This is a genomic window from Clostridioides sp. ES-S-0190-01 (assembly GCF_020658275.1).
Taxonomy (GTDB): domain Bacteria; phylum Bacillota; class Clostridia; order Peptostreptococcales; family Peptostreptococcaceae; genus Clostridioides.
The window spans coordinates 233,076-259,833 of sequence record NZ_JACVWA010000045.1; the positions used below are offsets into that span (position 1 = coordinate 233,076).

Below are 26,758 nucleotides of genomic sequence, written 5' to 3' on the forward strand. Positions count from 1 at the left end.
AAGTTTAATAGATAATATATCAAAAATCGAGGCATTAAAATGCCTCGATTTATTTATAGTATTCAATTACAAAACTATATAGCTCTAGTATAAACTTTTAACCATTCTCTTTCTTCACCAGTTAGGAAAGGAGATATCTTATCATAAACTAATTTATGATACCAGTTTAAATAATCTTTTTCATCTTGATTCATTAATTCTGGAACTATACCATCTAAATCAATAGGAGCTAATGTAACAACTTCAAATTCCATAAATTGACCATAAAAATTCTTTTCAGCTTTTCTAACTACTATTTCATTTTCTGTTCTTATACCATGAGAACCTTCTATATATATACCTGGTTCATTAGTAGTTACCATTCCTTCTTCAAGAACTGCACTATCAAATCTTTCAGGAACTACTCTCCATCTAAATCCATTTGGAGCTTCATGAACATTTAATACAAATCCTATACCATGTCCAGTTCCACATTGATAATCTATTCCCATATTCCACATACAACTTCTAGATAATATATCTAGGTTGTATCCTCTACAACCATGTAAGAATTTAACCTTAGAAAGATTTATCATACCTCTTGCTACAGAAGTGAAATGTAATTTTAATTCATCACTTATAGGTCCTAATACTGTAGTTCTAGTTATATCAGTAGTTCCATCATAATATTGTCCACCTGAATCTACTAAGAATAAACCTTCAGCTTCCAACTTATAGTTTGATTCTGGAGTTGCACTATAGTGCATCATAGCAGCATGCTCTTTATATGCAGCAATTGTATTGAAACTTGGTTCAAAGAATCCTTCTTGTTCTCTTCTTAGTCCCTCTAATTTTTCAGTAGCACTTATTTCAGTTATTTCTATCTTACCTACATTATTCTTTAACCAGTACATAAATTTAGTGAAAGCTACACCATCTTTAACATGTGAATTTCTTATGTTCTCTAATTCTACCTCATTTTTTTGGGCCTTAAAGAACATTACTGGATTAAACTCATCAACTTTTTCAACTCCACAAGGTATATTATTGTAAATTGCATAGTTAATCTTAGTTCCATCAACTAAAACTTTTTCATCTTTATCTATATGTTTTACAAAATCATATACATCATTATATGGTTTTATTTTTACATTTTCTTTAGCCAATTCATTTAATATCTCTTCATTTAATTTACTTTCATCAACAAATAAATAAACTTCTTTTAAAGTTATCACTGCATAAGAAAGTACAACTGGATTGTATTTAACATCTCCACCTCTTATATTAAATAACCATGCTATGTCATCAAGAGTTGTTATTACATGAGTAGAAGTACCTTTTTCACTCATTTTTTCTCTCAATCTAGCTAACTTTGAACTAAAATTTTCTCCACAGTATTTAACATCTAATAAAAATGCTTTACTATCTGATAAAGCTGGTCTATCTGACCATATGCTATCTATTAAATCATATTGGTATTCTACTTTTATACCTTTTTTAGATAATTTTTCAGCTAATGTAGCTCCTTCTTTAGCACATATAACTTTACCATCAAAACCTAAAGTTCCACCTTCTGGAATATTTGTATATAAATATTCATCAGTAGTTGGGCAACCTTCTTGTCCCATTTTAAATAATTTTATTGTACTTCCTTCCAATTGAGATTCTGCTTGTATAAAGTATCTTCCATCTGTCCATAATCCAGCTTCATCTTTAGTCACAATAACTGTTCCAGCTGAACCATTGAATCCTGATATAAATTCTCTTGATTTGAAGTAATCTCCTACATATTCACTTTGATGATTGTCAGAAGACGGAATCATATAAGCATCAATATTTTTTTCTTCCATAAGTCTTCTTAATTCATTTACTCTGTCTTTTATATTCACAACAAGACCTCCTCAAAATAATAGTTTGAATAACTAAATATATAAGTATGTAAAGTTTATTACATAAATTTTCCTTTTATATAATTTATATAAATCTTATACACTCTAATTATCACAATTATAATTTTAATTACAATATCTATCTATGTAAAGCTTTTTTTCATAATTAAAGAGGAAATTACGTTTGATTTTATATTCAAATGTAATTTCCTTTATTTTCACTAATTAAGTATGGATTATTTTGTTTCTGTTAACAAATCCATTGCCATTAATTTTGTCAATATATTTCTTAATCCAAGTAATATTAAACCAAAGATTATTAAGACTCCTGCTATTCCTCCAAAGATTTGCAAAAAACCTAATGTAGCTGTAAATCCAGCAATTTTTCCTGATAACAAACTAGCAAAAAAACTTGTCAGATACCATGCACCCATAGATAATGTAGCATATTTAGCTGGAGCTAATTTATTAAACATTGCAAGACCTATAGGAGACAAAAATAACTCCCCTACAGTTGTAAATATATAGGTTACTACTATAAAAAGTATGCTAGCCTTTATTGTCCCATCTGAACCATTGGCTAATGTGGCCAATACCATAACTATAAAACCAAGACCCATTATTATCATTCCCAACCCCATTTTAACTGGAATAGAAAAGTCGCCTCTTTTAGTATTAGATAATTTAACCCACAAAGCAGCTAATACAGGGCATAAAGCTACACATAATATAGCATTTAACGATGTAAGCCATGCCACTGGCATTTCAAATCCAAATAGAGTTCTATTTACATTGTCTCTTACATAAATCATAAATGAACTTTGTGTTTGATAGTATGCTGTCCAAAATAAAACTACAAATAAGAATAATACAACCATTGCTATGATTCTATTTTTCTCTAATTTAGTAAGTGGTCCATACTCAATTTTTTCACCTTTATTTCCCTTAGTAACTGGATGTTTTCCAACTTCTTTTAGTAGCTTTGGCGCAAGAAGTGTAAATATAATCATACCAAGCATCATACCTATACCACAAACTAAGAATGCCATCTTATATCCATAAGACACTATATCTCCGTTTACTCCTCTTACTGCAAATACATTATCAGAAAGCAGTCCACATATGATTGGAGCTATGAATGCACCTACATTTACTGCCATATAGAATAAACTATATGCTGCGTCTTTTCTTGATACCTCGGTTTTAGGATATATATCACCAACTATATTGGAACAACTTGATTTAAAAAAACCATTTCCTAAAATGATTATTGATAGACCTACCCAAACCATATTAATAGATGTAGATGATGCAAACAAAACAAAGTCACCTATTGCTATTAAAAGTGCACCTATAGATATACATTTTTGTTGACCTAAAACTTTATCTGCCAACCAGCCACCAATTAATGGTGTAAGATATATAAGACCTGTAAACAAACCAAACATTGAAGTTGCTTCTTGAGTAGAAAGACCTAGACCACCTTGAGTTACACTCGCTGTAAAAAATAATACCAACAAAGCTGTTAATCCATAATAACTAAATCTTTCCCATAAAATTGTCATACAAACAAGCCAAAAACTCTTCGGATGACTAGCTTTTTTAGATACGCTTTCAGTATTTGACATAAAAAAACGCCCCCTTATTATTTTTATAGTTAAATTCAGTACTAAGATTAGCTTAATCATTTTAACACATACTTATAATAGCATCTTTTTTTATATTACTCAATAGATTATTGTTAATATTTTCATTTTTTTATTATTATTTTTAAAATTATGAAAAATATTCTTTTTTAAGTATTTTTAAAGAATAACTTTAGTATATATATTTGAATAGTATTTTTTTAGCTTTTAAATTTTTTTATTTATTTTTTTTATATTTTATATAGATTTTCAATAAAATAATTTAAATTCAAAATACGTTTTCATTGTTAATTTATGCATGTTATTTTTTTATAATTTCATTTTTAGGCGAATTAATTTTATGATAAAATAATAAAAACTGTTTAAGTTCTCTATTTAAGAACAAAAACAGCTTTTAGATATATAGATTAATATTTTCTTCTTTTAATAAATTGATTTAATCTATTGCTTTGCTTTCATTTGATATTTATCTGTAATTTTTACATTGTATTTTTCCTTTAAATCATTTATAAGTAAGTTTTGCTTTTCTGATGTTAAAGTACTTACTAAATCTGATTTTACTTCTTCAAATGGTTGATATTTTTCATCTGTTTTCTTAATTATATGGTATCCATAATCACTTTCTACAAGCTTACTAGATATTTCTCCTTTTTTCAAAGCAAATGCAGCTTTTTCAAAAGATTCTACCATTTGACCTTTTCCAAAAAATCCTAAATCTCCACCTGATTCTGCACTACTATCTTCAGAATACTTTTTAGCTAGAGTAGCAAAATCTTCTCCAGCTTCAGCTTTTTTAAGTATTTCTTCTGCTTGTTTTTTAAGTTCAGCTTTTTTACTATCACTGACTTGTTTACCTTTATCATCAACAGTTTTTATTAAAATATGTGAAGCTCTAACTTGTAAATAATTGCTCTTGTTTTTGTCATAATAACTTTGTGCATCTTTATCTGTTACTTTTGATGCTTCATTTAAGTATTTTGATGCTATTAGTTCTTTTTTCATATCGTCTTTTATATATTTCTCAGTCAGGTCAAATTGCTTTAGAAACTCTTCTTTTGTCATTCCCATTGCAGATTCTATGCTAGACATTAGATTATCATATTGAGAATTTAATTCGTCATTAGTTATGCTTATCTTTTCTTTTGCTGCTTCTGAAGATAATATATCTGATGTAATCATAGTCTCAATCATATTTGATTCATATGAACGTATTTCATCATCACTCATAGTATTTTTTGCATTTAAATAAAATAATGGCTCCATTCTTTTTCTTAACATTTCCCCTGTAATTTTTTTATCCCCAATAGTAGCTACTACTTCATTACTATTATAACGCTTTGAAGTGGCTGGTAATTTTCTTCCAGCTTCTTTTCCAGAGACATAGCCTCCACCCAAGCAAATTGCCCCTACTGCAACAATTGCTACAATTGCTTTAAGCTTTTTACTACTTAATTTTATTTCTCTTTTTTTGATTTTGTTATCAGTATTTTTTTCACCTGACACATCATCTTGTTTAGAACTTACATTTTCTGAATTTTTAATTTCATTCAATGTATTATCTTTTGAATTTTTTTCTTCAGACATTAATATCCTCCTTAAATTTAATTGTACAATACTTCACTTTTATTATTTTACATTAAAATAATATTAAATGTGTGAATCATAAATGAAACTCTCATGAATTTAAAATGAAATTAAATATTTCTTAAACTATATCTTATGAAATTTCTTCCTATTTTTGTATCTCCATACTTTAACATTTGTATAACTTCATTTTTTTCTTTTTGCAAATAAATAGAACATTCTTCTAAAGACTTAAATATCTCTAATACTTCGCCTTTTTTATTTACTAATTCAATCTTTTTCTTTCCACCTCTTTTGATTATAGACTTATATTTTTTAAAATATTCATCATATTCCTCATCAATACACTCAAACTTATAATTCATTTTTATTGTTTCAATCTTATCATTAGTTAAAATTTCATTTCTCTTTTTATCAGAAAGTCTTGTACTAAATATTTTGTCATTAAGAATATTAAATATCTCAGATGGAGATTTACTATTTTCTAGATAGCTCCACTCATTTTTACAGTATTCTTCTACATTTAACACTCTACTTAAATAATTTATAGCTTCTCCAAAGTAATCCATATATCCATATTTTAAATTTTCTCTTATGTAGCCAAGTGGTACCTTAAGATTTTTACTACATTGAATATGAGTATCAAAAGTCTTCTCTTCTTTAGTATATAAGTTTATTGCTTTTATACTTCTTCCTCGTTTTATTTTTATTTCTTTTATGTACTTTAAATCTTCTTCTGTTAAATATTCATTTATACCAATTACTTGTTTTTCTTCAACTTCAGTAGTGTTTGTTACTAAAATATTATTTTCACTTCGCTCAATTTCTTCAAATTTTTTAGAATCTGTTTTTTTACTTTCAAGCGGTATTTCTTCTTTATTTAAGTTGATAGATTCATCAGTAATAAATACTTCATTTTTATCTAATTCTATAGTATTTTTATTAATTAGTGTTTCTTCGCTATTTATACTTTTTTCTATTATTTCTATATCATCAATTATTAATTCTACTTTATTTAAAGTTGTATCATCATTATTAACTATTAATTCTTCTTTATCATTGTTGATTATTAATTCTTCTTCAGATAAGACTTTATTTTTTTTATCACATACCACTTCTTCTTTGCGTAGCACTTTATCTTCTTTATTAGACAAATATTCTTCTTGGTTTAAAGACTCATTTTCTTCACTTACAACTTCCTCTTTACAGCATAATACCTTTTTTTCTTTATCAATTAAATTTTCTTCATACAAAATTTTTTCATTTTTTAATATTATTTCACCTTCTTCTTTTGCTACCTCAACTTTTTGTCTCTTTTTCATAATACCAAACCACTTTTTTAACACTCAATGTTCCTCCTAATACTTTATCTACTCTTTATATTATCACATAAAATATTACTATTTTTAGCAATTCCTTAATTTTTAATTACTTGTCAAAAATTCATCAACATCTGTAACCATAAAACTTTTTTAAAACTTTCTTATCAGCCAAAAACATAGCCTTTATTTCATAGTAATTATATCATGTTTTTATAAAATATTATCTTTTTTAAATTTTTTACTTTTTAATACTATTTAAGATACAATTTATAATATATTTTACCAAATAACAACAATACACTAACACAAGTGTGATAATACTAGATGTTGTAAACTATGGCTAGTAAAATAAGATACAATACTTTCTATTTATGGAGTAAAATTTATAAAAAATGTGAAACGTAAGCTTTACATACAATAAAGAATGGATTTAATTTATCACATAAGTTCTTAAAACTTCATATGACTAATTAAATCCATTGCAATCAACTTTAAACTATGCATTTGATTTTTTTATTATAAAAGGAATGGTTATAATTGTACCTACTAAAGCATCTACCATATCAATCATAGTATCTTCTAGTCCTCCAGCTTGTGTAGTAGTCCCAATAAAAGTATCCGTTAGAAATTCACCTATTTCCCACAAACTAGCCACTCCCATACTAAACATAAATACAAATATAACTAAAAATATTTTACTCATCTTACTTATATCTTTTTGTATATAAAAATATTTAATTGTAGAAAATGCTACAATACATGATATTATACCCGACCATAAATGTAAAAAATCATCATAATAATTTATGTCATAAAAATTAAAACAAGTACCTAATAATGATGCAAACATTATAAATAATACAAGCACAATATATAATTCATTGCTCAAAAGTCTTTTATTTTGCCTATTTAAAATACTTAATATAAAAGTACCAATTAAACTGATTGCTACTAAACCTACATTTCCAAAAGCTCTATTTGTAGCAAAAAATATGGCACATAAAACATATACTATATAAAGTAAAATGGTTATTGGCTTTAAAAGTTTATTCATAAATAATTTACCTTTCCAAAACATTCTATATTCTATAATAACTTAGGATTAACATCATTATCACCATAACCATAAAGTTTTAATGGCTTAAGTGCTGGGCCTTCAAGTATGTTTCCTTTATAGTCAAATCTTGAACCATGGCATGGACAATCCCATGTTTTTTCTTCACTATTAAAATTAAGTTCACATCCTAAATGAGTACATGTAGTATCTACAATATAAAAATCTCCTCTATCATCTTTATAAACACCATATCTTTTTCCATCAATATTAACAATCTTTCCTTCACCACTACTTTTAGGCATATCTCCACTACCTATTTTTAATTTTCCAGTTACATAATTCATAGCTACATTTGCATTTTCCTTTATAAAATCCATTGAAAAATAACTACCTAATCTCGATGGATTGAAAGTGTCCTTATAGTCAGAAGTTTTATTTATTATTAAATCTTTTATTATTATTCCTGCAGCAGTTCCATTAGTCATTCCCCATTTAGAAAATCCTGTAGCTACATAAATATTATTCTCCCTTTTATTGATATAACCTATATAAGGAACATTGTCAAAACTCATATTGTCTTGAGCAGACCATTTACATTTAAAGTCTTTTATCTTAAATACTTCTTTACCATAATGCTCTAAATCATCAAATATTTCTTCTTCAGTTCCACCTTGACCAACTTTGTGGTCTCCTCCTCCAAAGATTAATAGGTTATTATTTTCATCATTACATTGTCTAAAAGTTATTGATGGGTCATCTATACTTATAAATATACCCTCTGGCAATTCATTTTGTAAGACTGCAACCATTAAATAGGCACGTTCAGCATATTCCTTTGCAAAATAAAAATTCAACCCATCATACCATGGACTGTGAGATGAGATTATAACATTTTCAGCTTCTATTATATTATTATCTCCAGTCTTAACTCTACATATAGCTCCTTTTTCTAGGTCTACTATCGGCGTGTTTTCATATATTTTTAGCCCTAAATTTACTGCTACTTCTGCCAAACCATCAACATATTGTTTTGGATTAAATTGACCTTGATTAGAAAAATGAATAGCTCCTTTTACATCTAATGGAATATCATTTATAGTTTCATAATATTCGCAATCTATGCCTATTTTTTTACATGTACGGTATTCATCTTTAATATCCTTTATAGATTCTTTCTTTTCTGTAAAGACAAAAGATGGAATCCTTTGAAAATCACATTTTATATTATTTTCACTGATTATTTTCTCAATCAATTTTAAAGCTTCATTATTTGCATTATAATATGATTTAGCTTTATCTAATCCATATTTTTTCTCTATTTTAGAATATACTATATCATGTTGACAAGTTACTTTACCAGTATTTCTGCCTGAAGTTCCATCTCCTACTTTATCGGCTTCAACAAGTGCTACTTTTTTACCTTCTTTTGCTAATAGATATGCAGTTGTTAAACCAGTTATTCCTCCTCCTACAACTAGACATTCTACTTTTATATTCTCGCCTAATTTTTCATATTCTTTGGGACTTGAATTTAAAATCCAATACGATTCATTCATTTTAAATACTCCTTTACATGTTAAATAAGAATAGTTTTTCCATCATAGGGTTTATTTATTATAAATAATATAAAAAAATAAATGCAAGACTATAGATTATTTGTTTATCATTTTCTCAAAGATACTATAGTTAACCAATCTTATAGCATGCTTTAAAATTCTTTTGAGATTACTTTTAATTGATTTTTATTTAATGAACTTTATTTTTATCTCTATCAATTTATATGTCTATGAAATATATAGTTGATTTTTGTATAGTAATATATTACTATTGATATTACAGGGGGATTATGTAGTTAATGACACTAAAACAAATATTCAGAAAAAGTAAAATGGAGGTTTTATGAAAAACAAAATAATTATAGGCATTACTTGTTTATTTATATTGCTAATGTCTGGGTGTACTTCAAAACATACAACAGAAATAAATGTACTAGCCACTACCGATTTACATGGTAACATCCCTTATGAGTTAACTTCTTATGTAAGGGAACAAAGAGAAAAAGATAAAAATATAACTTTAGTAGATGCTGGAGACTTCTTTGACCGTGGAGTAGCTTTAGGAAGTAGTATGGATGATTATTCTAATGCTATGCTTAAAGATAACAACAACAAAACTGAAAGCTATATTGAAACTCCTATTTCAAAGGACATGAAAGAAGTCGGTTATGATGCTGTAGTTCTTGGTAATCATGAATTTATATCTCTTAATAAATTTCATTTAGACAATATGATATCTGATTTTGAAAAACAAAAAATAGATGTATTATCAGCTAATACTTATAAGAAAAATGGGGATAGCTATACAAAACCATACATAATAAAAAATATTGATACACCAGAAGGAAATGTAAAACTAGGAATTCTAGGACTTACTATAAAAGAAGTTGGTGAAGGAAAACAACTAAATGAAAATGGAGAACTTGTAGATTCTAAATCTCTAGAACTAAAAGACCAAGAAGGTTATAGTGGTGAACTATATATGAATGATTTAGTAGAAGATGCTAAAAAATGGGTAAAAATCATGGAAAAAGAAAGTCCAGATATAATAGTAGCTGTTGCGCACACAGGTGAAAGACCTAAAAATCCTAAAAATCCAGGCAATAGAATACAAGATTTAGCTCAACAAGTTGATGGTATTGATGCGATAGTTGCAGGGCATAATCATGTTCAAATTGAACAACACGATTATAAAAACACATTGGGAGAAAAGGTTATAGTTACTGAACCAGGAAAGCATGGAGAATGTATTTCTAAAATTAACTTTAAATTAGAAAAAAATAACGATAAATGGAGTGTAGTTGACAAATCCAGTGAGTTAGTTAAATTTGAGAAAAATAAAGAAGATGAGAAATTTGGACAATTTGTTTCTTCACTTATGAAAGCTAGTGAAAACAATAATGAAATAAGACTGGCAAAAGTAATGCCGCCTGAATGGGATAAAATATTTATCTTTAAGTCTAGAACATCAGCAAACGATATATATAAAGCTGTAGGATATAAATGGAGAAATATATCTTCTCCAAAAGATAGAGATATGCTACAAATTGTCGTTATGAAGAATAATAAACCTGTTACTTATCTATATGGAGAATCAGAGCTTATGCCATTTAATATAAAATGTGATGAATCAGAGTACAAAAACAATGTTGTGACTATTTATCCTAATAAAAATGATAAATTCAAAGTTATAAAAGGTGAAAGAAAATACAATATTAATTTAGAACATATAGAGTAGAGTTTTATTTATACAGTTTCTTAAATATTATAATCTCATAATAAACATATTTTTTAATTTTTTCTTATAATAATTACTATTTTTTTAACATCAATTGAATTGTAAAACATAATAGTTGAAAGTATTATACTATTAATGTAAAATTTATAAAACATGATGTATAACTAAGAAAAAGGAGCTTTTAATTATGGTTCTAAAAATAAGCTTTGGTGGAAATTATCATTTTGATTATATATATGTTCCCAGTGAAATTAATTTAAAAAAAGATAAAATTAGAGATGGTTTTTACAATTGGATTGACAATACAGAAGATGAGCACCCTTTTTGGGAGTACGAAAAAGGTGTAAAAATTGGATTAAACTATAGAGGGGATGCTATTGTATATTGGCTTAACAACTATATCCTAAAAGACACAAAATATAAGTCAAGGCTAATTGAAAGTTTTTCAAGTAAAAAGCTATACTATGACTTAGTTATAAAGCTATAAAGCATTACAAATAACTATAAAATAGATATTCTCATCTGATTTAAAAATTTGACAATGAAATACCCTATAGTTTAAGTAAATTTTTTTAAATAATAAAAACTGACTGTCAGTTAAATGTCAGTCAGTTATTTTATAATAATTTCATTTAAATATATCTAAAATTATCCCTTTTAATACTACTCTATCTATCATTTCCAGATAAAATAGTTCATTTAAATTAATTTTAATACACCCTACTAAGTCTATCTTCAAGATTAGTTTGAACAAGTCCTAATATAAGATTTACAATCCAATATACAACTATTACACAAGTAAAAGCTTCCAAATACTTATAACTTGCTGCTTCTGAAACTTTATGTTAGCAATTTGCTTAAAGGTTTTCATTTCTATAAATTTCCAAACAATACATTTATTAAAAAAAAGTGAGTAAACTCTGTATATTAGACTTAACTCACTTTTTTGTATAAACCCTTATCTTAGGATAATTCAGTAATCTATTAAATTTTATAAAACGACCTATTTTTAGCTATTAAATACTCTTTGGTTATTATGCGCTTTGATTTAGTGGTTTTTTAAGTAGTGCTAAAAGCATCATTCCAACTACAGCACCTACAATTATAGCCACTATATATCCAAGTGGATGAGTAACTACTGGTATAACAAATACTCCTCCATGAGGTGCACGAAGAGCTGCATTAAATAGCATACTAAGTGCTCCTGCTACTGCTGAACCTCCAATACAAGCTGGTATAACATGAAGTGGGTCTCCAGCTGCAAAAGGTATTGCTCCCTCTGTTACAAATGATAACCCCATTACATAGTTAACTTTACCAGACTCTCTTTCTTCTTTTGTAAATCTATTTTTGAAGAATGTAGTTGCAAGAGCTATAGCAAGTGGAGGAACCATACCACCAGCCATTACTGCTGCCATTATTTCAAATTGCCCTGATTCAAGAGATGCTACACCAAATACATAAGCTGCTTTATTCACAGGTCCACCCATATCTACAGCCATCATTCCACCCAACACTAATCCTAAAACTATTTTTGAAGTTCCACCTAAACTATTTAGGAATCCAACCATAGCATTATTAATTGCTGTAACTGGAGGTATTACTAGAAATGTCATTATAACGCCCATCAAAAGAGTTCCAAATAAAGGATATAATAATACTGGTTTTATTCCTTCTAATGAAGTTGGTAATACATTAAATATTTTCTTAAGTCCTTCTACCAAATATCCTGCTATAAAACCTGCAAGTAATGCTCCTAGAAAACCTGAACCACCATCTCCTGCAAGAGCTCCTCCCACAAAACCAACAACAAATGCAGGTCTATCAGATATAGAATATGCTATATAACCTGCAAGTACAGGTAACATAAATCCAAATGCTTTATCTCCAATTCCCTTAAAAAATGCTGCTATTGGTGTATTTGAACCGAAATGTGAAGGGTCAATAGAGTAATCATCAAGTAAGAATGCCAAAGCTATAAGTATACCTCCACCAATAACAAATGGCAACATATTAGACACACCATTCATTAAATGCTTGTAGACTTTTCTAAATCCACTTTCGTTTTCTTCACTTGATTCGTTGTGACTTCCTTCTTCTCCATGATAAATTGGAGCATCTCCATTTACAGCTTTATCTATAAGTTCTTCCGCTTTGTGTATACCATCAGCAACCTTAGTTTTTATAACTTTTTTGCCATTAAATCTGGCCATTTCAACATTTTTATCTGCTGCTACTATTATACATGTAGCATTTTCTATCTCTTCTTTTGTAAGTCTATTCTTAACACCTGCTGAACCATTAGTTTCTACTTTTATAGAGATACCTTTACTTTCAGCCATTTTATTTAAACTTTCAGCTGCCATAAATGTATGTGCTATTCCTGTTGGACACGCTGTTACTGCTAAAACTTGAGGATACTTACTAATATTTTTATCTTTATTATTTAAAACATCCTCTTTACTAATTTCTTCATCCTGATATTCTTCACTGAATTTTTCTCTTTCTTTTTTATCTATTATTTCTTTGAATTCTCTTGCTGAATTTGAATTTATAAGTTTATTTCTAAAATCTTCATCCATAAGTATTGTAGATAATCTAGATAATACTTCAAGATGTGTATTATTAGCTCCATCTGGTGCAGCTATCATAAAAAATAAATTTGACAAACTTCCATCAAAAGATTCATAATCTATACCTTCCTTTGATACAGCTGCTGCTATACAAGCTTTAGTAACTGCTGTAGTCTTAGCATGAGGAATAGCTACACCTTCTCCAATTCCTGTTGTACTCATCTCTTCACGGGCTAAAATTGCTTTCTTATAATTTTCTTTATCATTTAAATTACCACTATTTTCAACTAAATCAACTAGTTCTTCTATTACTTCTGGTTTATTTTTTGACTTTAAATTTAATTTAATTGATTTTTCATCTAATAACTCTATAATTTTCATAAGTTCTCATTTCCTCTCTATATATTTTTTAGGTTATTTTTAAAATCTTTTCACAGATATTTCGTTTACTAATTTATCAATATATTTTCTTTCAGCTAAATCATATGAAAAAGCAGTTGCACTTCCTGAAGCTGCACCTAATTTAAGAGCATAATCATATTCACCAGTACTTAGATATCCAGATATAAACCCTGCTACCATAGAATCTCCTGCTCCTGCAGAATTTTTTACAGTTCCTTTTGGTACATCACTTATAAATACTTCATTATCTTCTGTAATCAGTAATGCACCATCTTTACCCATTGACACTAAAACATTTACAGCTCCCATTTCTTTTAACTTTTTAGCATACTTTACTATATCTTCATTTGAATTTAATTTAACACCAAACATTTCCTCTAGCTCATCATTATTAGGTTTAATTAGGAAAGGCTTATATTTTAATACATTAAGAAGAAGATTTTTTGTTGCATCTACAACAATTTTTATATTCTTTTCTTCTAGTCTAGACATTATATTTTCATATAATTTTTCATCTAAAGTAGATGGTATACTACCTGCCAATATTAAAATATCATCTTGATTTAATTTATCAAGTTTTTTATATAATAGGTTGATGTATTCATCACTTATATTGGGTCCTTGTCCATTAATTTCGGTTTCCTCTGACACTTTTATTTTTACATTTATTCTTGAAAAACCGTTTTTCAATTTTATAAAGTCTGTTTTTAATTTTTTTTCCTCCAATGTTTTTACTATATATTCACCAGTAAAACCACTTATAAAACCTAATGATGTATTGTCATGTCCAAGTTCTTTAAGTATACAAGACACATTTATACCTTTTCCTCCTGGATAAACGTATTCTTCATTTACACGATTTGTACTTCCTGTATTTAATTCATCTAATTTAACTATATAATCTATTGATGGATTTAATGTTACTGTATAAATCATTTTGCCACCTCTTTTTATTTATTTATCTTATGTTTATATCTTAACTCCATATTAATATCCCTGAAAGTCAAAAAATTTCTCTTAATTAAAAGAGAAATTTATCGTTTTTATCTTATTTAGTTTTATATTATCCAAATTTGCATGTGTATATACAACACTATGTTCTATATATATCTATCTAAACATGTTTACAAATTTTTCGAAATTGCTATTTTCACATATGCTTATAACTTTCGCTATGGAGTCTACTCTTTTGTATATGTTTGAAAATATAACTTCATAATCTAATATTTTATCTTTATCAAGTGCCAACATTATTATTAAGCGCACATCTGATATTTCCCAAGCAATTGGTTTTTTTAGTATTCCAATTGCTATTTTATTATCATAAACCTTTCCAATAGCTCCATGTGGTATAGATACCATGTTGCCTATTTCTGTTGTTGCTATTTTTTCTCTCTCAAAGTAAGAGTTTTTCATGTCATCATCTATATAACCTTTTTGTACAAGTTCACTTGCCATAAAATCAATAATTTCTTCTTTATATTTAAAATCTAAGTCAGTAAAAAACAACGCACTATCAAATAAGTTTTTTATATCTAAATCCAAATATACATTTCCTGTTTCTATATATTTTTCAATTAATTTAATTTCCTTTTCACTCAACATTGGAGAGATGTTTATTACTGGTATATCACCTATTTCAATAGGTACAGTAGATATTACAAAATCAACATCTATAACCTTTACATATTCAACTAGATATGAAGGAATAACCTTTAATATTTCTAGCTTTTCTCTAAATATATTCTCTAATTTAGCTTTTATTAACATTGAGGTACCTATACCTGATGTACAAACTATTATCGCTTTGAAAACCTTATCTTTATTATTATAGGATGCCCTCTCAATAGCACCTCCTATATGTAGAGCTATATTTGCAACTTCATCTTCGTTGATTTCTATTTTTAAATCTTGTTCTATTGTTTTTTTAGCTATATTAGCTAACTCAAAGGCAAAAGGATACTTTATTTTAATATCTTGTGCTATTATAGGCGATTGATTCATGCCTAACTTTATTTTCTTACACAAGCTACTAATATGCTTATATAAATATTCTTCAAATATATCATCATGGCTTATATCTATTGATGTAGCTAGCTTTAAATTTTTACAAAACGTTCTTATCGAATTTATTATAATCTCTTTGTTCTGTTCATTTTCCAATATTGAACTTCTTTTGTTGCTATAAGTTTCTACATAGTCCTTTATAAACTCTCTTTCATCATACTTATGCCTGCTCAAAATAACTAATATATTATTTAATACATTCTTAAATTCTATATCAGTTAGTACTAATCCATTTTCATTTAATTCATCTAATAGTATTTTTTTTATTATTAACTTTTTTTCTTTTATATCGTCATTTAAAAAATCATTTAGACTGAGTTGGTTGTCTCTCTTATTACTTAAATCAATTATACAATTTAGTATCTTATCTTCATTTTCAGAAATACATATACCTTGTTTGTGCTTAGATTTAACAGAAATTGAATACTTATCAAATATCCTCTTGACTTCTTTTAAGTCATTTTTTACTGTTGAAACACTTACATACATATAATCTGCTAAATCTTCAAGCCTTATAGTATTTTTTTCTTCATTGCTTAAAGTTAGTATTTTTCTGATTATATATTCTACTCTATCTACATCATCATAAAGGTTACTATTTAAATTCACTTCATCAAAGCTTCCCTCTAACTTATAACCAACACCTCTTATTGATAAAATTTTACCATTTTTAAGCTGTTTGTTAATATCCTTTATTTCATTTTGTATAGTCTTTGAAGAACACCCTATTTCTTGGCTTAAGGCAAGTCCACTCATTGTATCTTTTGAATTTAACAGTATCTTTATTATATTTATCTGTCTAGCTGTTATATTTAAACTCATAAAATCACCTTTTACTCTAGATATTGATTTCTCAATTTTTTTATCTCTTCTTTATTTAAATTAAATTCTCCATATAGATACTCTTCTACACTATTGTATTCCTCATCAATTCTTCTAAAGGCTGTATTCATATATTCTTCATTTACACCAAATATATAATTTAATCTTTCTTTTGGAATATCTTTAAATTTAGGCTTACATTCTATAAACCTTTCTATTTCCTTATCTGCAAACTCATTGCTTTTTAGATAATCTTTCATTATATTTTCTCTTGATACACCCAAAATCATAAGAATTATAGCACTTCCTATACCAGTTCTATCCTTACCAGCTGTACAATGATTTAGTACTGGCAAATTAGAGTAATCTTTTATAAGTTCTACTAGCTTTTTATATGAAGGATTATTTACAGGTAGATTATAGTAGCTATTATTTAGCATATTAAACGCACCATCTTTTTCAAATAAACTCTCAATCATATCTTCGATAGAGCCAAAACGACCTCCTGATTCTTCTAATTCTCTCATTGCTGGAATTCTTATATTTTTTATATTTGATATTATTGTTGATGGATGTTTACGTGCCTCTTCATCACTCCTATAATCAAATACATATTTGATATTTAAGTCTTTTAAAATCTTTATATCATTCCTACTCAAATTTGACAACTTTGCAGACCTATAAAATAAACCATACTTTACAGTTCTACCATCCTCTGTTTTATTTCCACCTAAATCTCTAAAGTTTTTCATCTTACCACCTCTTAAAAATTCTCTATCATATGATAAGTTATCTACTATATTTAGCTCAAACATTATAAATTAATTTTATCACAATTTTATGCTATTTATTTAAAATATTTTTTCGTATTTGCTTAATAATTTTAAAATACAAAAGTATATCTTTATACAAAATTAACCTAAATTTTACATAATTTATTTACTACATAGAAGCTTTATAGTTTATAATCAATATACAGTAGTATATTTTATACAAATAAGACCATATTTAGAATAATATCAAATACATTGGAGGTTTTATATTATGGACATTCAAAAACAAAAGAGCTTTATAATTAAATTTACATATGTAGTTTTAATAGCAAGTATTATATATGTTGTCTTAAAATTCTTATTTCCATTATTAATGCCTTTTGTGATTAGTTTTATCATTGCCTTTATTTTAAGACCTATTATAAAACTTATTACAGATAATACAAACTTAAACCGTACATTTATTTCTGCGGTAGTACTTTTAGCCTTTTATGGATTAGGAATATTTTTATTAGTTAGTTTTGGTGCAAAAATATTTGCAAGTATAAGCGACATATTTTTTAGACTTCCTGATATATATAAATCAGGTATACAGCCAACATTAAACACCTTATTTTCTAAGATAGATGCTAGTACACCTAATGTTAATCTAGCATTGATACTTGGTTGGGATAATATCAGTCAATCTATGATGTCTTTAGTTGCCTCTATTTCAACAAATGCACTTAATGCTATTGCAAGTATTGCAAGTAAAACACCTGCATTTATGTTGAAACTTATTATAACTTTAATTGCTTCTTTCTTCTTTACATTTGACTATCAAAAAATAGTGAACTTTATTTTAAGACAGTTTCCAGAAAAAAGTCAGACAATGATAATCAATATAAAAAATAGTAGTATCAATGCTATTTTAAAATTGTTAAAAGCATATGCCATACTACTATCAGTAACATTTGTAGAACTTCTTATTGGTCTTAATATCCTACAAGTTGAAAATGCATTTACTATATCTGTCATAGTTGCGCTTGTCGATATTTTACCAGTATTAGGCACAGGAAGTATCTTAACTCCTTGGATGATTATTTCATTAATCAATGGAAATATACATTTGGCAATAGGGCTTTTAATACTATACATCATCATAACTGTTGTTAGACAAATATTAGAACCAAAAGTAGTAGGACAACAAATTGGTCTGTATCCTTTAATAACACTAATGTGTATGTTTGTTGGTGCTCAACTATTTGGAATAGCTGGATTATTTGGCTTTCCTATTGCAGCTACAATCATTAAAAATCTACATGATAATGGGATTATTACTGCATTTAAATAACTTAAAATCAATATTTTATTTAAACTTAAAATAGTGAGATATGTATTATACATCTCACTATTTTTCTACTTTGCACATATAGTATCAATCATTTCTTTATATTCATTTTCATTATTCAAAAAATCAATATTTTTAAATTTTTTTCGCATCTTTTCTTTAATTTCCAATGAATAAGATATCGTATATGGAAGAAATCTCTCTATTTTTTTTATATATTCTATAGAAAAAAATTCAGCATTATAAGCTATAGAAAACAAAATCAACATTAAACAATCATTTTTTATCATGTCTGTTATAGCTTCATTTCTACTGTTAATTTTAAAGTTTTCTATTAATTCAATAGTAAAGTTTATTAACTTATTTGCAATTTCATCCAATAAACCCTTTTTTGACATCTCTGTCATAATAGTCTTATGATTACACTTTAAATCTTCTTTTATATCCTGTAAATCATCAGATATTTGTAATAAAAATCCATAACCAATACAAAACTTTACCTCTTCATTTGTCATAAGCCCATTTATTAAATATCCATCTACTAAAACAGATGAACCTCCCTTTTCAATAGAAATAGATAATATTTCGTCTTTATGCAAATAAGTCTCCTTATCCTGCTGTTTTAAACTCTTTACTTGGCTTTCAAATATTAATAACAATGACTCATATATTTCTTTAAAATCTTCTCTAGGATAAACCTCTTCAATATAATCTATCATCTGAGATACTTTACTTTCATGACAGTTATTAGGTTTAATTTTTTCTCCTAAGAGTCTTTTTTCTAACCAACGATTGAATAAGGCTTTATCCATTTCATTTGTCTTTGTATTATCTAAATAATTGTCTGTATATGGATATAACATACTATATGCAAAACTTGCTTTTGAATAATAGACATCTTTTCCAAATAATAATTGCAGTGCATTTGAAATCCATACATTTCTCATGGCCTGCATAATATCTTCTATAGGTAAATCATCATCAAATCCTCTAGCATCTCTGATAAATTGTTTTGTTATTTCTAAGAATTTTTTTCTATCTTCTACATTCATTTTCTCTAATTTAAAAATATTCTCTTTTTCTAGTGTTTTTTGCAAAAAAGCTTCACCTTTTTTTATCCACATTTTTCTTAGAACAACATCACTTGGACACTTTTCTAAGTGAACTGATACTTTATCTATCAATTTATCTAATTCGCCTTCACACTTTTTTTGTGAATCTTCACTATATGTTTCTATTTCTTTACATAATTCGATACTTGAATTATTCCATATATCTTTACATTTGTCACAATAGCATTTAAATATATAATTTAATCTCATTTGACATCCCTACTTTCATGTCTAAACTATACCCTATATTATATCAGTACATATAACTAATATATAGTTAAAGTTATGATTGTGTATAATATTGCCATGAAAACTATTTATTTTTTCAACTTAGCTAAGGCTTCTGCAAATGGATTATTAAATACTTCTTGATTTTTATTTTGATTTTTTAGATATTGATTAACATCTTTCTTTGATGCTTTCTTTTTTTCCTCTTGTTTTCTTTTATTAAAAGAGGATAATTTTTCCCTGTACCCACAACTACAAGTAAATATTCTTCCTTCACCTTCACCACGAAGTTCTAATTTTTTATGACAATTAGGGCATCTTGAATTAGTTGTTTGTGATATGGTTTTTCTAGTATTACACTCTCTATCTTCACAAATTAACATTTTACCTTTCTTACCATTTACCTCTAGCATAAATTTACCACATTCTGGGCATCTATTTTTAGTTAAATTATCATGTTTAAATTTGCTATCACTACTTTTTACTTCTAATACAATAGCTTTTGAATAATCCTTCATATCATTTATAAATGTATTTTTATTAAGCTTCCCTTTTGAAATATCTAATAATTTCTTTTCCCACGATGCTGTAAGTTCTGGTGTCTTTAAGTCCACAGGAACTAAATCTAACAGTTGTTTTCCTTTTGATGTTATATATATATCTTTATTTTTCTTTTCCATCAAAAATGAATTGAATAATTTTTCTATTATATCTGCTCTAGTAGCAACTGTACCAAGTCCACTTTTCTCCATAGATGTTAAAAGTGTAGCCTCATTTAAGTATGGTGGTGGATTTGTCCTTCCTGAAGTCATCTTCAAGCTTTTAACTTTAAGAATATCTTTTTCCAACACATTTGGAATGCTTTCATATTCATCTTCATCATCCATATCTTTATAGCTTTCTTTCCAACCTAGATTTATTACTTTATTGCCTTTGGCTTTAAATGTCTCGCCCTCTATAGTTGCACTTATAGTTGTCTGTTCATATTCAAAGGGAGGACTTAATACTGCCAAAAACCTTTTTACGACAAGATTATATATTTTTCTTTCTTTATCTGTAAAATCACTCATAAACACTTTTTGCTCTGTTGGTATTATGGCATGATGGTCTGTTACTTTTGAATTATCAACAAAAGACTTATTAGATACAATATTACTTTTTAATAACTTATTACAAACCTTCGAATAATCACTAACATTTACAGCTTTTATTCTATCTTTTAATGTCCCAACAATATCCGAAGTTAGATACCTAGAATCAGTTCTAGGATAAGTAAGTACCTTATGGTGTTCATATAGTTTTTGCATTATAGATAATGTTTCTTTTGCTGAAAATCCAAACATTTTATTTGCATCTCTTTGTAATTCTGTTAAATCATAAAGCGCAGGTGAATATTTTTTCTTATATGATTTATTTACTTCAGATATTTTAACATCTAAATCTTTTACTTTTTTTGATACACCTTCCATCTTTTCTTTACTAAAAGTTGAGGAATTATTATTTTTATCATTCCAAATAAACTTTATATCTGAGTTGCCCTTTGTTGCAATTATCTCCAATCCATAATATTCTTTAGGTTTAAAATTTCTTATTTCTTCTTCTCTTTTCAATATCATAGCAAGAGTAGGAGTCTGCACTCTTCCACAAGAAAGCTGTGCGTTATACTTTGTTGTTAAAGCTCTAGTTGCATTTATTCCAATAATCCAATCGGCTTCTGCTCGTGCTATTGCTGAATAGTACAAATTTTCATATTCTTTACCACTTTTTAGTTTTGCAAAACCTTCTTTTATTGCTTTATCTGTACTTGAAGAAATCCAAAGACGTTTTAAAGGTTTTTTTACTTGAGATTTCTCTATTATCCATCTTGCTACAAGTTCTCCTTCTCTCCCTGCATCTGTTGCTATAACTATTTCATCTATATCATTTCTGTTCATTTGAGCCTTCACTGTATTAAACTGCTTTCCACTTTTTTTTATTACAACAGTCTTTAGATACTTAGGAAGTATTGGTAAATCTTCTAAACTCCATGATTTGTATCTTTCTCCATAACTTTCAGGGTCAGCAAGTGTAACCAAATGACCTAGTGCCCAGGTAACAATATACTTTGGTCCCTCTATATATCCATTTTTTTCATTTTTTGAACCCAAAACTTTTGCTATATCTCTTCCCACAGAAGGTTTTTCTGCTAGTACTAATATTTTTCCCATTTTAAAATACTTCCTTTCTCTTTCTCCAATCTTACACTACACTTAAAAGCTAAATAAATATACTTTTTCTTAACATTGTAACTATAATATTACCATAATTAAATCAATTCTAATTAATTATTTAATATTTTCTTCTTTTTTTATCACAAACCTATATTTAATTTGATTTACACACCTACTATCCTATTTATTTTTACGTATATTATTTAAATTTGTAAGTTTATAATTCGTAATTAGACTTATATTTTTATATTTTTTTCCTGTTTTTAAATTTTTTAGTTGACAAAACACAAAACCTTATATTAATATTATTAATACAATAAGCTATGACAAATCAATATCCGGTTAAGATTTTATAGAAGAGTTGCCATATGGCACACCGAAGGAGTAACACTCTCAGGTACTTTTTTAAAGTAGGACTGTAAAATTTACGGAACTCTGGAGAGACCCATTATGGGCGCCGAAGGGGCAAGGCATTTGTGCTCAATCTCTCAGGCAAAAGGACAGGGATTATCTACCAAAACTAGTATTATTAATACTTTTATTTTGGTTGCTAATTAGTGTATATCCAGAGCTGAATCTATTTTAGATTTAGCTTTTTTTATTACACTAGAAATTATTAATAAATTATACTAATTTCCTGTCAATTACTTCATTAAAAATTCTATTGATTGTGTAAAGCAAAAAAATGAGGGAGTGTTTTTATGAATCTAATTGATATTTTAAACAAAGTTGATGCTTTTATTTGGGGACCGCCCCTGTTGGTACTACTAGTTGGTACTGGTATATTACTTACTGTTAAACTTGGCGTTGTGCAAATAACAAAACTTCCACGTGCTCTTAAGCTAATATTTGCTGCTGAAAATAAAGGTAGTGGTGATGTTTCAAGTTTTGCAGCTTTATGTACTGCATTGGCTGCTACAGTTGGTACTGGTAATATCGTTGGGGTTGCCACAGCTATTAAAGCTGGTGGACCTGGTGCACTTTTTTGGATGTGGATAGCTGCATTCTTTGGGATGGCTACTAAATACTCAGAAGGTGTCCTTGCAATAAAATACAGAACTAAAGATAAAAATGGTCAAGTATCTGGTGGACCTATGTACTACATAGTAAATGGTATGGGAGAAAAATGGAGACCTCTTGCAATATTCTTTGCTATAAGTGGTATATTAGTTGCACTTTTAGGAATAGGTACTTTTACTCAAGTAAATTCAATAACAGACGCTATCAATAGTAGCTTTGGAGTGGACCCTAGAATTACAGGTGTTGTACTAGCAGTATTTGTAGCTTTAGTTGTATTTGGAGGTCTTAAAAGTATATCTAATGTTGCTACTAAGATAGTACCTTTTATGGCAGTTATTTATATTGTAATCTGTGGAGTCATTTTAATATCTTATTGGAATAAAATACCTGAAACTTTTGTATTGATAATTAAAAGTGCATTTACACCTACTGCTGCAACTGGTGGTTTTCTAGGTGCAACTATGTCACTAGCAATTAGAAATGGTATCGCCCGTGGTGTATTTTCAAATGAATCTGGTTTAGGTAGTGCTCCAATAGCAGCTGCTGCAGCTAAAACTGAGTGGCCAGCAGAGCAAGGGCTTATATCTATGACAGGAACTTTTATAGATACTATTATAATCTGTACACTTACTGGATTTTCTCTTGTTATATCAGGTGTTTGGTGTTCAGACTTAAATGGTGCTGTTATGACTCAAGCAGCTTTTAATGGTGCTATTCCTACATTTGGACCAATATTACTTACAGTTAGCTTAACATTATTTGCATTCACTACAATTTTGGGGTGGAGTTATTATGGAGAAAGATGTTTTGAATTCCTATTTGGTGTAAAAGGTATGAATGGATATAGAACTGTATTTGTAGCTATGGTATTATTAGGTGCATTCTTAAAGTTAGAAGTAGTTTGGATAATTGCTGATATTGTAAATGGACTTATGGCAATACCTAACTTAATAGCTTTGCTTGCACTATCACCTATAATAGTATCTGAAACTAAAAAATACTTTGAATATATAAATTCTCCAGAAAATCAACTAAAAAGAAATGCATAAGTAGAAATATATAAATAAAAAATATAAAACCCTAAACCAATATAAGAATCGATTTAGGGTTTTATATTATTTTTGTTTTAAATGAATATATCAGATTAAATATATTTACTTAAGAAGTACTACACTATATAAAGAAGCTAATACCTATTATAGTTCATCTATTTAATTTAAATCATCCTAATTAAAATTTTATTTCATCTGGATATTTCCATGCTTTAAATTCATTAATATCTACTGCCTTAGGTTCTTTAAATTGATTTAATACTAAAGACCTATAGTATATTTCTGCTACTTCTTCTACATATCTCGATTTTAACAAAGCATCTTCAAGGTCATTACTTACAGTTGTCAATCCATGCCTTTCTAATAAACATGCATCCGTATCTAATAATAACTTTGAAACACTTTTGGCTAGTTCCAAAGTCCCTGGTCTTTCATATGGAGCTATGTCTACATAACCACCATAATTAACTGACTCATATACAATTGGTATAATTGGTTTATTTGCCACTGAAAATGCTGTTGCATAGAGAGAATGTGTATGCGATATAGCATTTACATTTGCTCTCACTTTGTATATTTCAATATGCATTAGCACCTCACTACTAGGTTTAATACCTTTCTCAGCTTCTATTACATTCCCATCCAAGTCTAATACACAAATGTGTTCTGTCTTCAATTCTTCTCTTCCTATACCTGAAGGTGTTATAAGTATATATCCAGTATCCTTATCTCTAATGCTAAAATTACCAGCTTTTTCCTTACATAAACCATAATTCTCTGCTTTAATTGCTACTTCCACAATTTTAACTTTTAAAGATTCTAGCATAATTTACCTCCAGACAGTTATTTTTGACCATAGTATGCATTTTTACCATGTTTTCTTGAAAAATGCTTGTTCATAAGTACTCTATCCATAGTATTCTCAGGACTCATTAATTCTGTATAATATGCCATCTTTGCAACTTCTTCTAAAACCACTGCATTATGAACAGCCTCTTTTGCATTTTTACCCCAAGTAAAAGGACCATGGTCATTTACAATTACTCCTGGACAGTGTATTGGGTTTTTCCCCATAAATTCTTCAACAATTACATTACCAGTTTCTCTTTCATACTCACTACTTATTTCTTCTCGAGTCATTTTTCTAGTACATGGTATACTTCCATAAAAATAGTCTGCATGAGTAGTCCCACATGCTGGTATAGATTTACCTATTTGAGCCCAAGTTGTAGCCCAACTTGAATGTGTATGTACTATACCTCCTAATTCCTCAAACTCTTTATATAAAACTAGATGAGTTGGAGTGTCTGAAGAAGGTCTTAATCTACCATCTACTATATTCCCATCTAAATCAACTACTACCATATCTTCTACAGTCATCTTATCATACTCAACACCACTTGGTTTTATTACTACTAACCCTTTTTCTCTATCTATTCCACTTACATTTCCCCATGTATAAGTGATTAATCCTCTTTTAGGTAATTCCAAATTTGCTTTTAATACTTCTTCTTTTAGAGTCTCTAACATTCTGATTCCTCCTATATTTTTTTGATAAAATTTATTTTTAGTTTGCTTTTATTATTGATTATATTTATTTAGAATGATTTTGCAGTACTAACTATATTTTCTACAGTCAATCCATAATAGTTTAATAGAGATTCTGGATTTCCTGATTGACCAAATTCATCATTTATACCTATCCTCTTTACTACAACAGGGTATTTCTCGCTTAAAACTTCTGTAACAGCAGAACCTAATCCACCTATTACACTGTGTTCCTCTACAGTTACCACCTTACCAGTATTTTTAGCTACCTCTACTATAAGTTCACTATCAATTGGTTTTATAGTTGATATATTAACTACCATAGCTTCAAGTCCCTCTTTACTTAATAATTCAGCAGATTTAATAGCTTTTGAAACCATTATTCCAGTTGCAATTATAGCTACATCTGAACCTTGTCTAAGAATCTCGCCCTTTCCAATTTTGAAATTATAATCATCATTATGTATATCTTCAGTAGTTGCTCTTCCAAGTCTTAGATATACAGGACCATTGTAATCTACAGCAGAAAATATAGCTTTCTTTGCTTCTATTCCATCAGCAGGATTTAATACAACCATATTTGGTATACCTCTCATTAAAGATATATCTTCTATAGCTTGATGGCTTCCTCCATCTTCTCCTACTGTTACTCCTGCATGAGTAGCTGCTATTTTAACATTTAAGTTTGGATATGCCACAGAGTTTCTTATTTGTTCATAAGCCCTTCCTGCTGCAAATATTGCAAAAGTACTTGCAAAAGGTATTTTTCCACAAGTAGCAAGACCTGCTGCTGTACCAATCATGTCACCTTCTGCTATCCCCATATCAAAAAATCTATCTGGAGCAACTT

General features: G+C 28.0%; 19 protein-coding genes and 1 riboswitch. Of the genes, 4 read left to right on the plus strand and 15 right to left on the minus strand.

Annotation, left to right across the window (positions count from 1 at the left end; all coding sequences use genetic code 11):
* Nucleotides 1-74: 74 nt before the first annotated feature.
* The 6 genes from IC214_RS19315 to IC214_RS19340 form a co-directional block, all read right to left on the minus strand.
* Complete coding sequence (locus tag IC214_RS19315) at nucleotides 75-1,868, minus strand: aminopeptidase P family protein (protein ID WP_227866916.1); 1,794 nt, start codon at nucleotides 1,866-1,868, stop codon at nucleotides 75-77.
* 236 nt (nucleotides 1,869-2,104) lie between these two features.
* A complete protein-coding gene (locus IC214_RS19320; RefSeq protein ID WP_227845675.1) occupies nucleotides 2,105-3,496 on the minus strand; it encodes a peptide MFS transporter in 1,392 nt (463 codons plus the stop codon).
* A gap of 459 nt (nucleotides 3,497-3,955) precedes the next feature.
* Nucleotides 3,956-5,098 (minus strand): peptidylprolyl isomerase, encoded by a 1,143-nt coding sequence (locus tag IC214_RS19325; RefSeq protein ID WP_227482760.1) that lies wholly within the window; start codon nucleotides 5,096-5,098, stop codon nucleotides 3,956-3,958.
* Between the two features lie 110 nt (nucleotides 5,099-5,208).
* The gene (locus IC214_RS19330; RefSeq protein ID WP_227866917.1) at nucleotides 5,209-6,444 is read right to left on the minus strand and encodes a hypothetical protein; all 1,236 of its coding nucleotides are present in this window, start codon (nucleotides 6,442-6,444) and stop codon (nucleotides 5,209-5,211) included.
* A gap of 472 nt (nucleotides 6,445-6,916) precedes the next feature.
* The gene (locus tag IC214_RS19335) at nucleotides 6,917-7,474 is read right to left on the minus strand and encodes a hypothetical protein (protein WP_227437303.1); all 558 of its coding nucleotides are present in this window, start codon (nucleotides 7,472-7,474) and stop codon (nucleotides 6,917-6,919) included.
* Between the two features lie 32 nt (nucleotides 7,475-7,506).
* Nucleotides 7,507-9,033 carry an FAD-dependent oxidoreductase gene (locus tag IC214_RS19340; RefSeq protein ID WP_227866918.1) on the minus strand — a complete coding sequence of 509 codons (1,527 nt, stop codon included), beginning with the start codon at nucleotides 9,031-9,033 and terminating at the stop codon, nucleotides 7,507-7,509.
* Between the two features lie 343 nt (nucleotides 9,034-9,376).
* On the opposite strand from IC214_RS19340, the gene IC214_RS19345 reads away from it, so the two are divergent.
* Together IC214_RS19345 and IC214_RS19350 are read left to right on the plus strand one after the other, a co-directional pair.
* On the plus strand, nucleotides 9,377-10,771 hold the full coding sequence (locus tag IC214_RS19345; protein WP_227482763.1) for a metallophosphoesterase: 1,395 nt from the start codon (nucleotides 9,377-9,379) through the stop codon (nucleotides 10,769-10,771).
* A 187-nt stretch (nucleotides 10,772-10,958) separates the two neighbouring features.
* Nucleotides 10,959-11,258: a hypothetical protein gene (locus IC214_RS19350; RefSeq protein ID WP_227866919.1), complete on the plus strand. Its 300-nt coding sequence runs from the start codon at nucleotides 10,959-10,961 to the stop codon at nucleotides 11,256-11,258.
* Between the two features lie 547 nt (nucleotides 11,259-11,805).
* On the opposite strand, the gene IC214_RS19355 is transcribed toward IC214_RS19350, so the two are convergent.
* From IC214_RS19355 to IC214_RS19370, 4 genes are all read right to left on the minus strand, one after another.
* On the minus strand, nucleotides 11,806-13,725 hold the full coding sequence (locus IC214_RS19355) for a PTS fructose transporter subunit IIABC (RefSeq protein WP_227437309.1): 1,920 nt from the start codon (nucleotides 13,723-13,725) through the stop codon (nucleotides 11,806-11,808).
* 39 nt (nucleotides 13,726-13,764) lie between these two features.
* Nucleotides 13,765-14,682: a 1-phosphofructokinase gene (gene pfkB, locus IC214_RS19360; RefSeq protein ID WP_227835754.1), complete on the minus strand. Its 918-nt coding sequence runs from the start codon at nucleotides 14,680-14,682 to the stop codon at nucleotides 13,765-13,767.
* Between the two features lie 174 nt (nucleotides 14,683-14,856).
* Nucleotides 14,857-16,635 (minus strand): BglG family transcription antiterminator, encoded by a 1,779-nt coding sequence (locus IC214_RS19365; RefSeq protein ID WP_227437313.1) that lies wholly within the window; start codon nucleotides 16,633-16,635, stop codon nucleotides 14,857-14,859.
* 11 nt (nucleotides 16,636-16,646) lie between these two features.
* Nucleotides 16,647-17,387 carry a tyrosine-protein phosphatase gene (locus IC214_RS19370; RefSeq protein ID WP_227862697.1) on the minus strand — a complete coding sequence of 247 codons (741 nt, stop codon included), beginning with the start codon at nucleotides 17,385-17,387 and terminating at the stop codon, nucleotides 16,647-16,649.
* A 292-nt stretch (nucleotides 17,388-17,679) separates the two neighbouring features.
* Between IC214_RS19370 and ytvI the strand changes: the two genes are divergently transcribed.
* Nucleotides 17,680-18,741, plus strand: a complete 1,062-nt coding sequence (gene ytvI, locus IC214_RS19375; RefSeq protein WP_227437315.1) for a sporulation integral membrane protein YtvI — start codon at nucleotides 17,680-17,682, stop codon at nucleotides 18,739-18,741.
* A 65-nt stretch (nucleotides 18,742-18,806) separates the two neighbouring features.
* On the opposite strand, the gene IC214_RS19380 is transcribed toward ytvI, so the two are convergent.
* Nucleotides 18,807-20,060 (minus strand): flagellar protein FliS, encoded by a 1,254-nt coding sequence (locus IC214_RS19380; RefSeq protein ID WP_227437317.1) that lies wholly within the window; start codon nucleotides 20,058-20,060, stop codon nucleotides 18,807-18,809.
* A 107-nt stretch (nucleotides 20,061-20,167) separates the two neighbouring features.
* On the minus strand, nucleotides 20,168-22,285 hold the full coding sequence (locus IC214_RS19385) for a DNA topoisomerase III (RefSeq protein WP_227437319.1): 2,118 nt from the start codon (nucleotides 22,283-22,285) through the stop codon (nucleotides 20,168-20,170).
* 428 nt (nucleotides 22,286-22,713) lie between these two features.
* Nucleotides 22,714-22,802, plus strand: a riboswitch (glycine riboswitch).
* 187 nt (nucleotides 22,803-22,989) lie between these two features.
* Here IC214_RS19385 and IC214_RS19390 point away from each other — a divergent pair.
* Nucleotides 22,990-24,357: an alanine/glycine:cation symporter family protein gene (locus tag IC214_RS19390; protein ID WP_227437321.1), complete on the plus strand. Its 1,368-nt coding sequence runs from the start codon at nucleotides 22,990-22,992 to the stop codon at nucleotides 24,355-24,357.
* 181 nt (nucleotides 24,358-24,538) lie between these two features.
* Here IC214_RS19390 and IC214_RS19395 read toward each other — a convergent pair whose 3' ends face one another.
* The 3 genes from IC214_RS19395 to IC214_RS19405 all read right to left on the minus strand — a co-directional run.
* Nucleotides 24,539-25,186 carry a class II aldolase/adducin family protein gene (locus tag IC214_RS19395; RefSeq protein ID WP_227437322.1) on the minus strand — a complete coding sequence of 216 codons (648 nt, stop codon included), beginning with the start codon at nucleotides 25,184-25,186 and terminating at the stop codon, nucleotides 24,539-24,541.
* A 17-nt stretch (nucleotides 25,187-25,203) separates the two neighbouring features.
* Nucleotides 25,204-25,890: an L-ribulose-5-phosphate 4-epimerase gene (araD, locus tag IC214_RS19400; protein ID WP_227824116.1), complete on the minus strand. Its 687-nt coding sequence runs from the start codon at nucleotides 25,888-25,890 to the stop codon at nucleotides 25,204-25,206.
* 68 nt (nucleotides 25,891-25,958) lie between these two features.
* A partial coding sequence (locus IC214_RS19405) for a transketolase family protein (RefSeq protein ID WP_227866920.1) occupies nucleotides 25,959-26,758 on the minus strand: 800 nt, incomplete at its 5' end.

Excerpts from the sequence above, each read along its gene's own strand:
- IC214_RS19390 (WP_227437321.1), top strand. The coding sequence starts at position 22,990 with ATGAATCTAATTGATATTTTAAACAAAGTTGATGCTTTTATTTGGGGA.
- IC214_RS19355 (WP_227437309.1), bottom strand. The coding sequence starts at position 13,725 with ATGAAAATTATAGAGTTATTAGATGAAAAATCAATTAAATTAAATTTA.
- pfkB (WP_227835754.1), bottom strand. The coding sequence starts at position 14,682 with ATGATTTATACAGTAACATTAAATCCATCAATAGATTATATAGTTAAA.
- IC214_RS19320 (WP_227845675.1), bottom strand. The coding sequence starts at position 3,496 with ATGTCAAATACTGAAAGCGTATCTAAAAAAGCTAGTCATCCGAAGAGT.
- IC214_RS19345 (WP_227482763.1), top strand. The coding sequence starts at position 9,377 with ATGAAAAACAAAATAATTATAGGCATTACTTGTTTATTTATATTGCTA.
- IC214_RS19395 (WP_227437322.1), bottom strand. The coding sequence starts at position 25,186 with ATGCTAGAATCTTTAAAAGTTAAAATTGTGGAAGTAGCAATTAAAGCA.
- IC214_RS19380 (WP_227437317.1), bottom strand. The coding sequence starts at position 20,060 with ATGAGATTAAATTATATATTTAAATGCTATTGTGACAAATGTAAAGAT.
- IC214_RS19335 (WP_227437303.1), bottom strand. The coding sequence starts at position 7,474 with ATGAATAAACTTTTAAAGCCAATAACCATTTTACTTTATATAGTATAT.
- araD (WP_227824116.1), bottom strand. The coding sequence starts at position 25,890 with ATGTTAGAGACTCTAAAAGAAGAAGTATTAAAAGCAAATTTGGAATTA.
- IC214_RS19350 (WP_227866919.1), top strand. The coding sequence starts at position 10,959 with ATGGTTCTAAAAATAAGCTTTGGTGGAAATTATCATTTTGATTATATA.
- IC214_RS19385 (WP_227437319.1), bottom strand. The coding sequence starts at position 22,285 with ATGGGAAAAATATTAGTACTAGCAGAAAAACCTTCTGTGGGAAGAGAT.
- ytvI (WP_227437315.1), top strand. The coding sequence starts at position 17,680 with ATGGACATTCAAAAACAAAAGAGCTTTATAATTAAATTTACATATGTA.
- IC214_RS19325 (WP_227482760.1), bottom strand. The coding sequence starts at position 5,098 with ATGTCTGAAGAAAAAAATTCAAAAGATAATACATTGAATGAAATTAAA.
- IC214_RS19370 (WP_227862697.1), bottom strand. The coding sequence starts at position 17,387 with ATGAAAAACTTTAGAGATTTAGGTGGAAATAAAACAGAGGATGGTAGA.
- IC214_RS19365 (WP_227437313.1), bottom strand. The coding sequence starts at position 16,635 with ATGAGTTTAAATATAACAGCTAGACAGATAAATATAATAAAGATACTG.
- IC214_RS19340 (WP_227866918.1), bottom strand. The coding sequence starts at position 9,033 with ATGAATGAATCGTATTGGATTTTAAATTCAAGTCCCAAAGAATATGAA.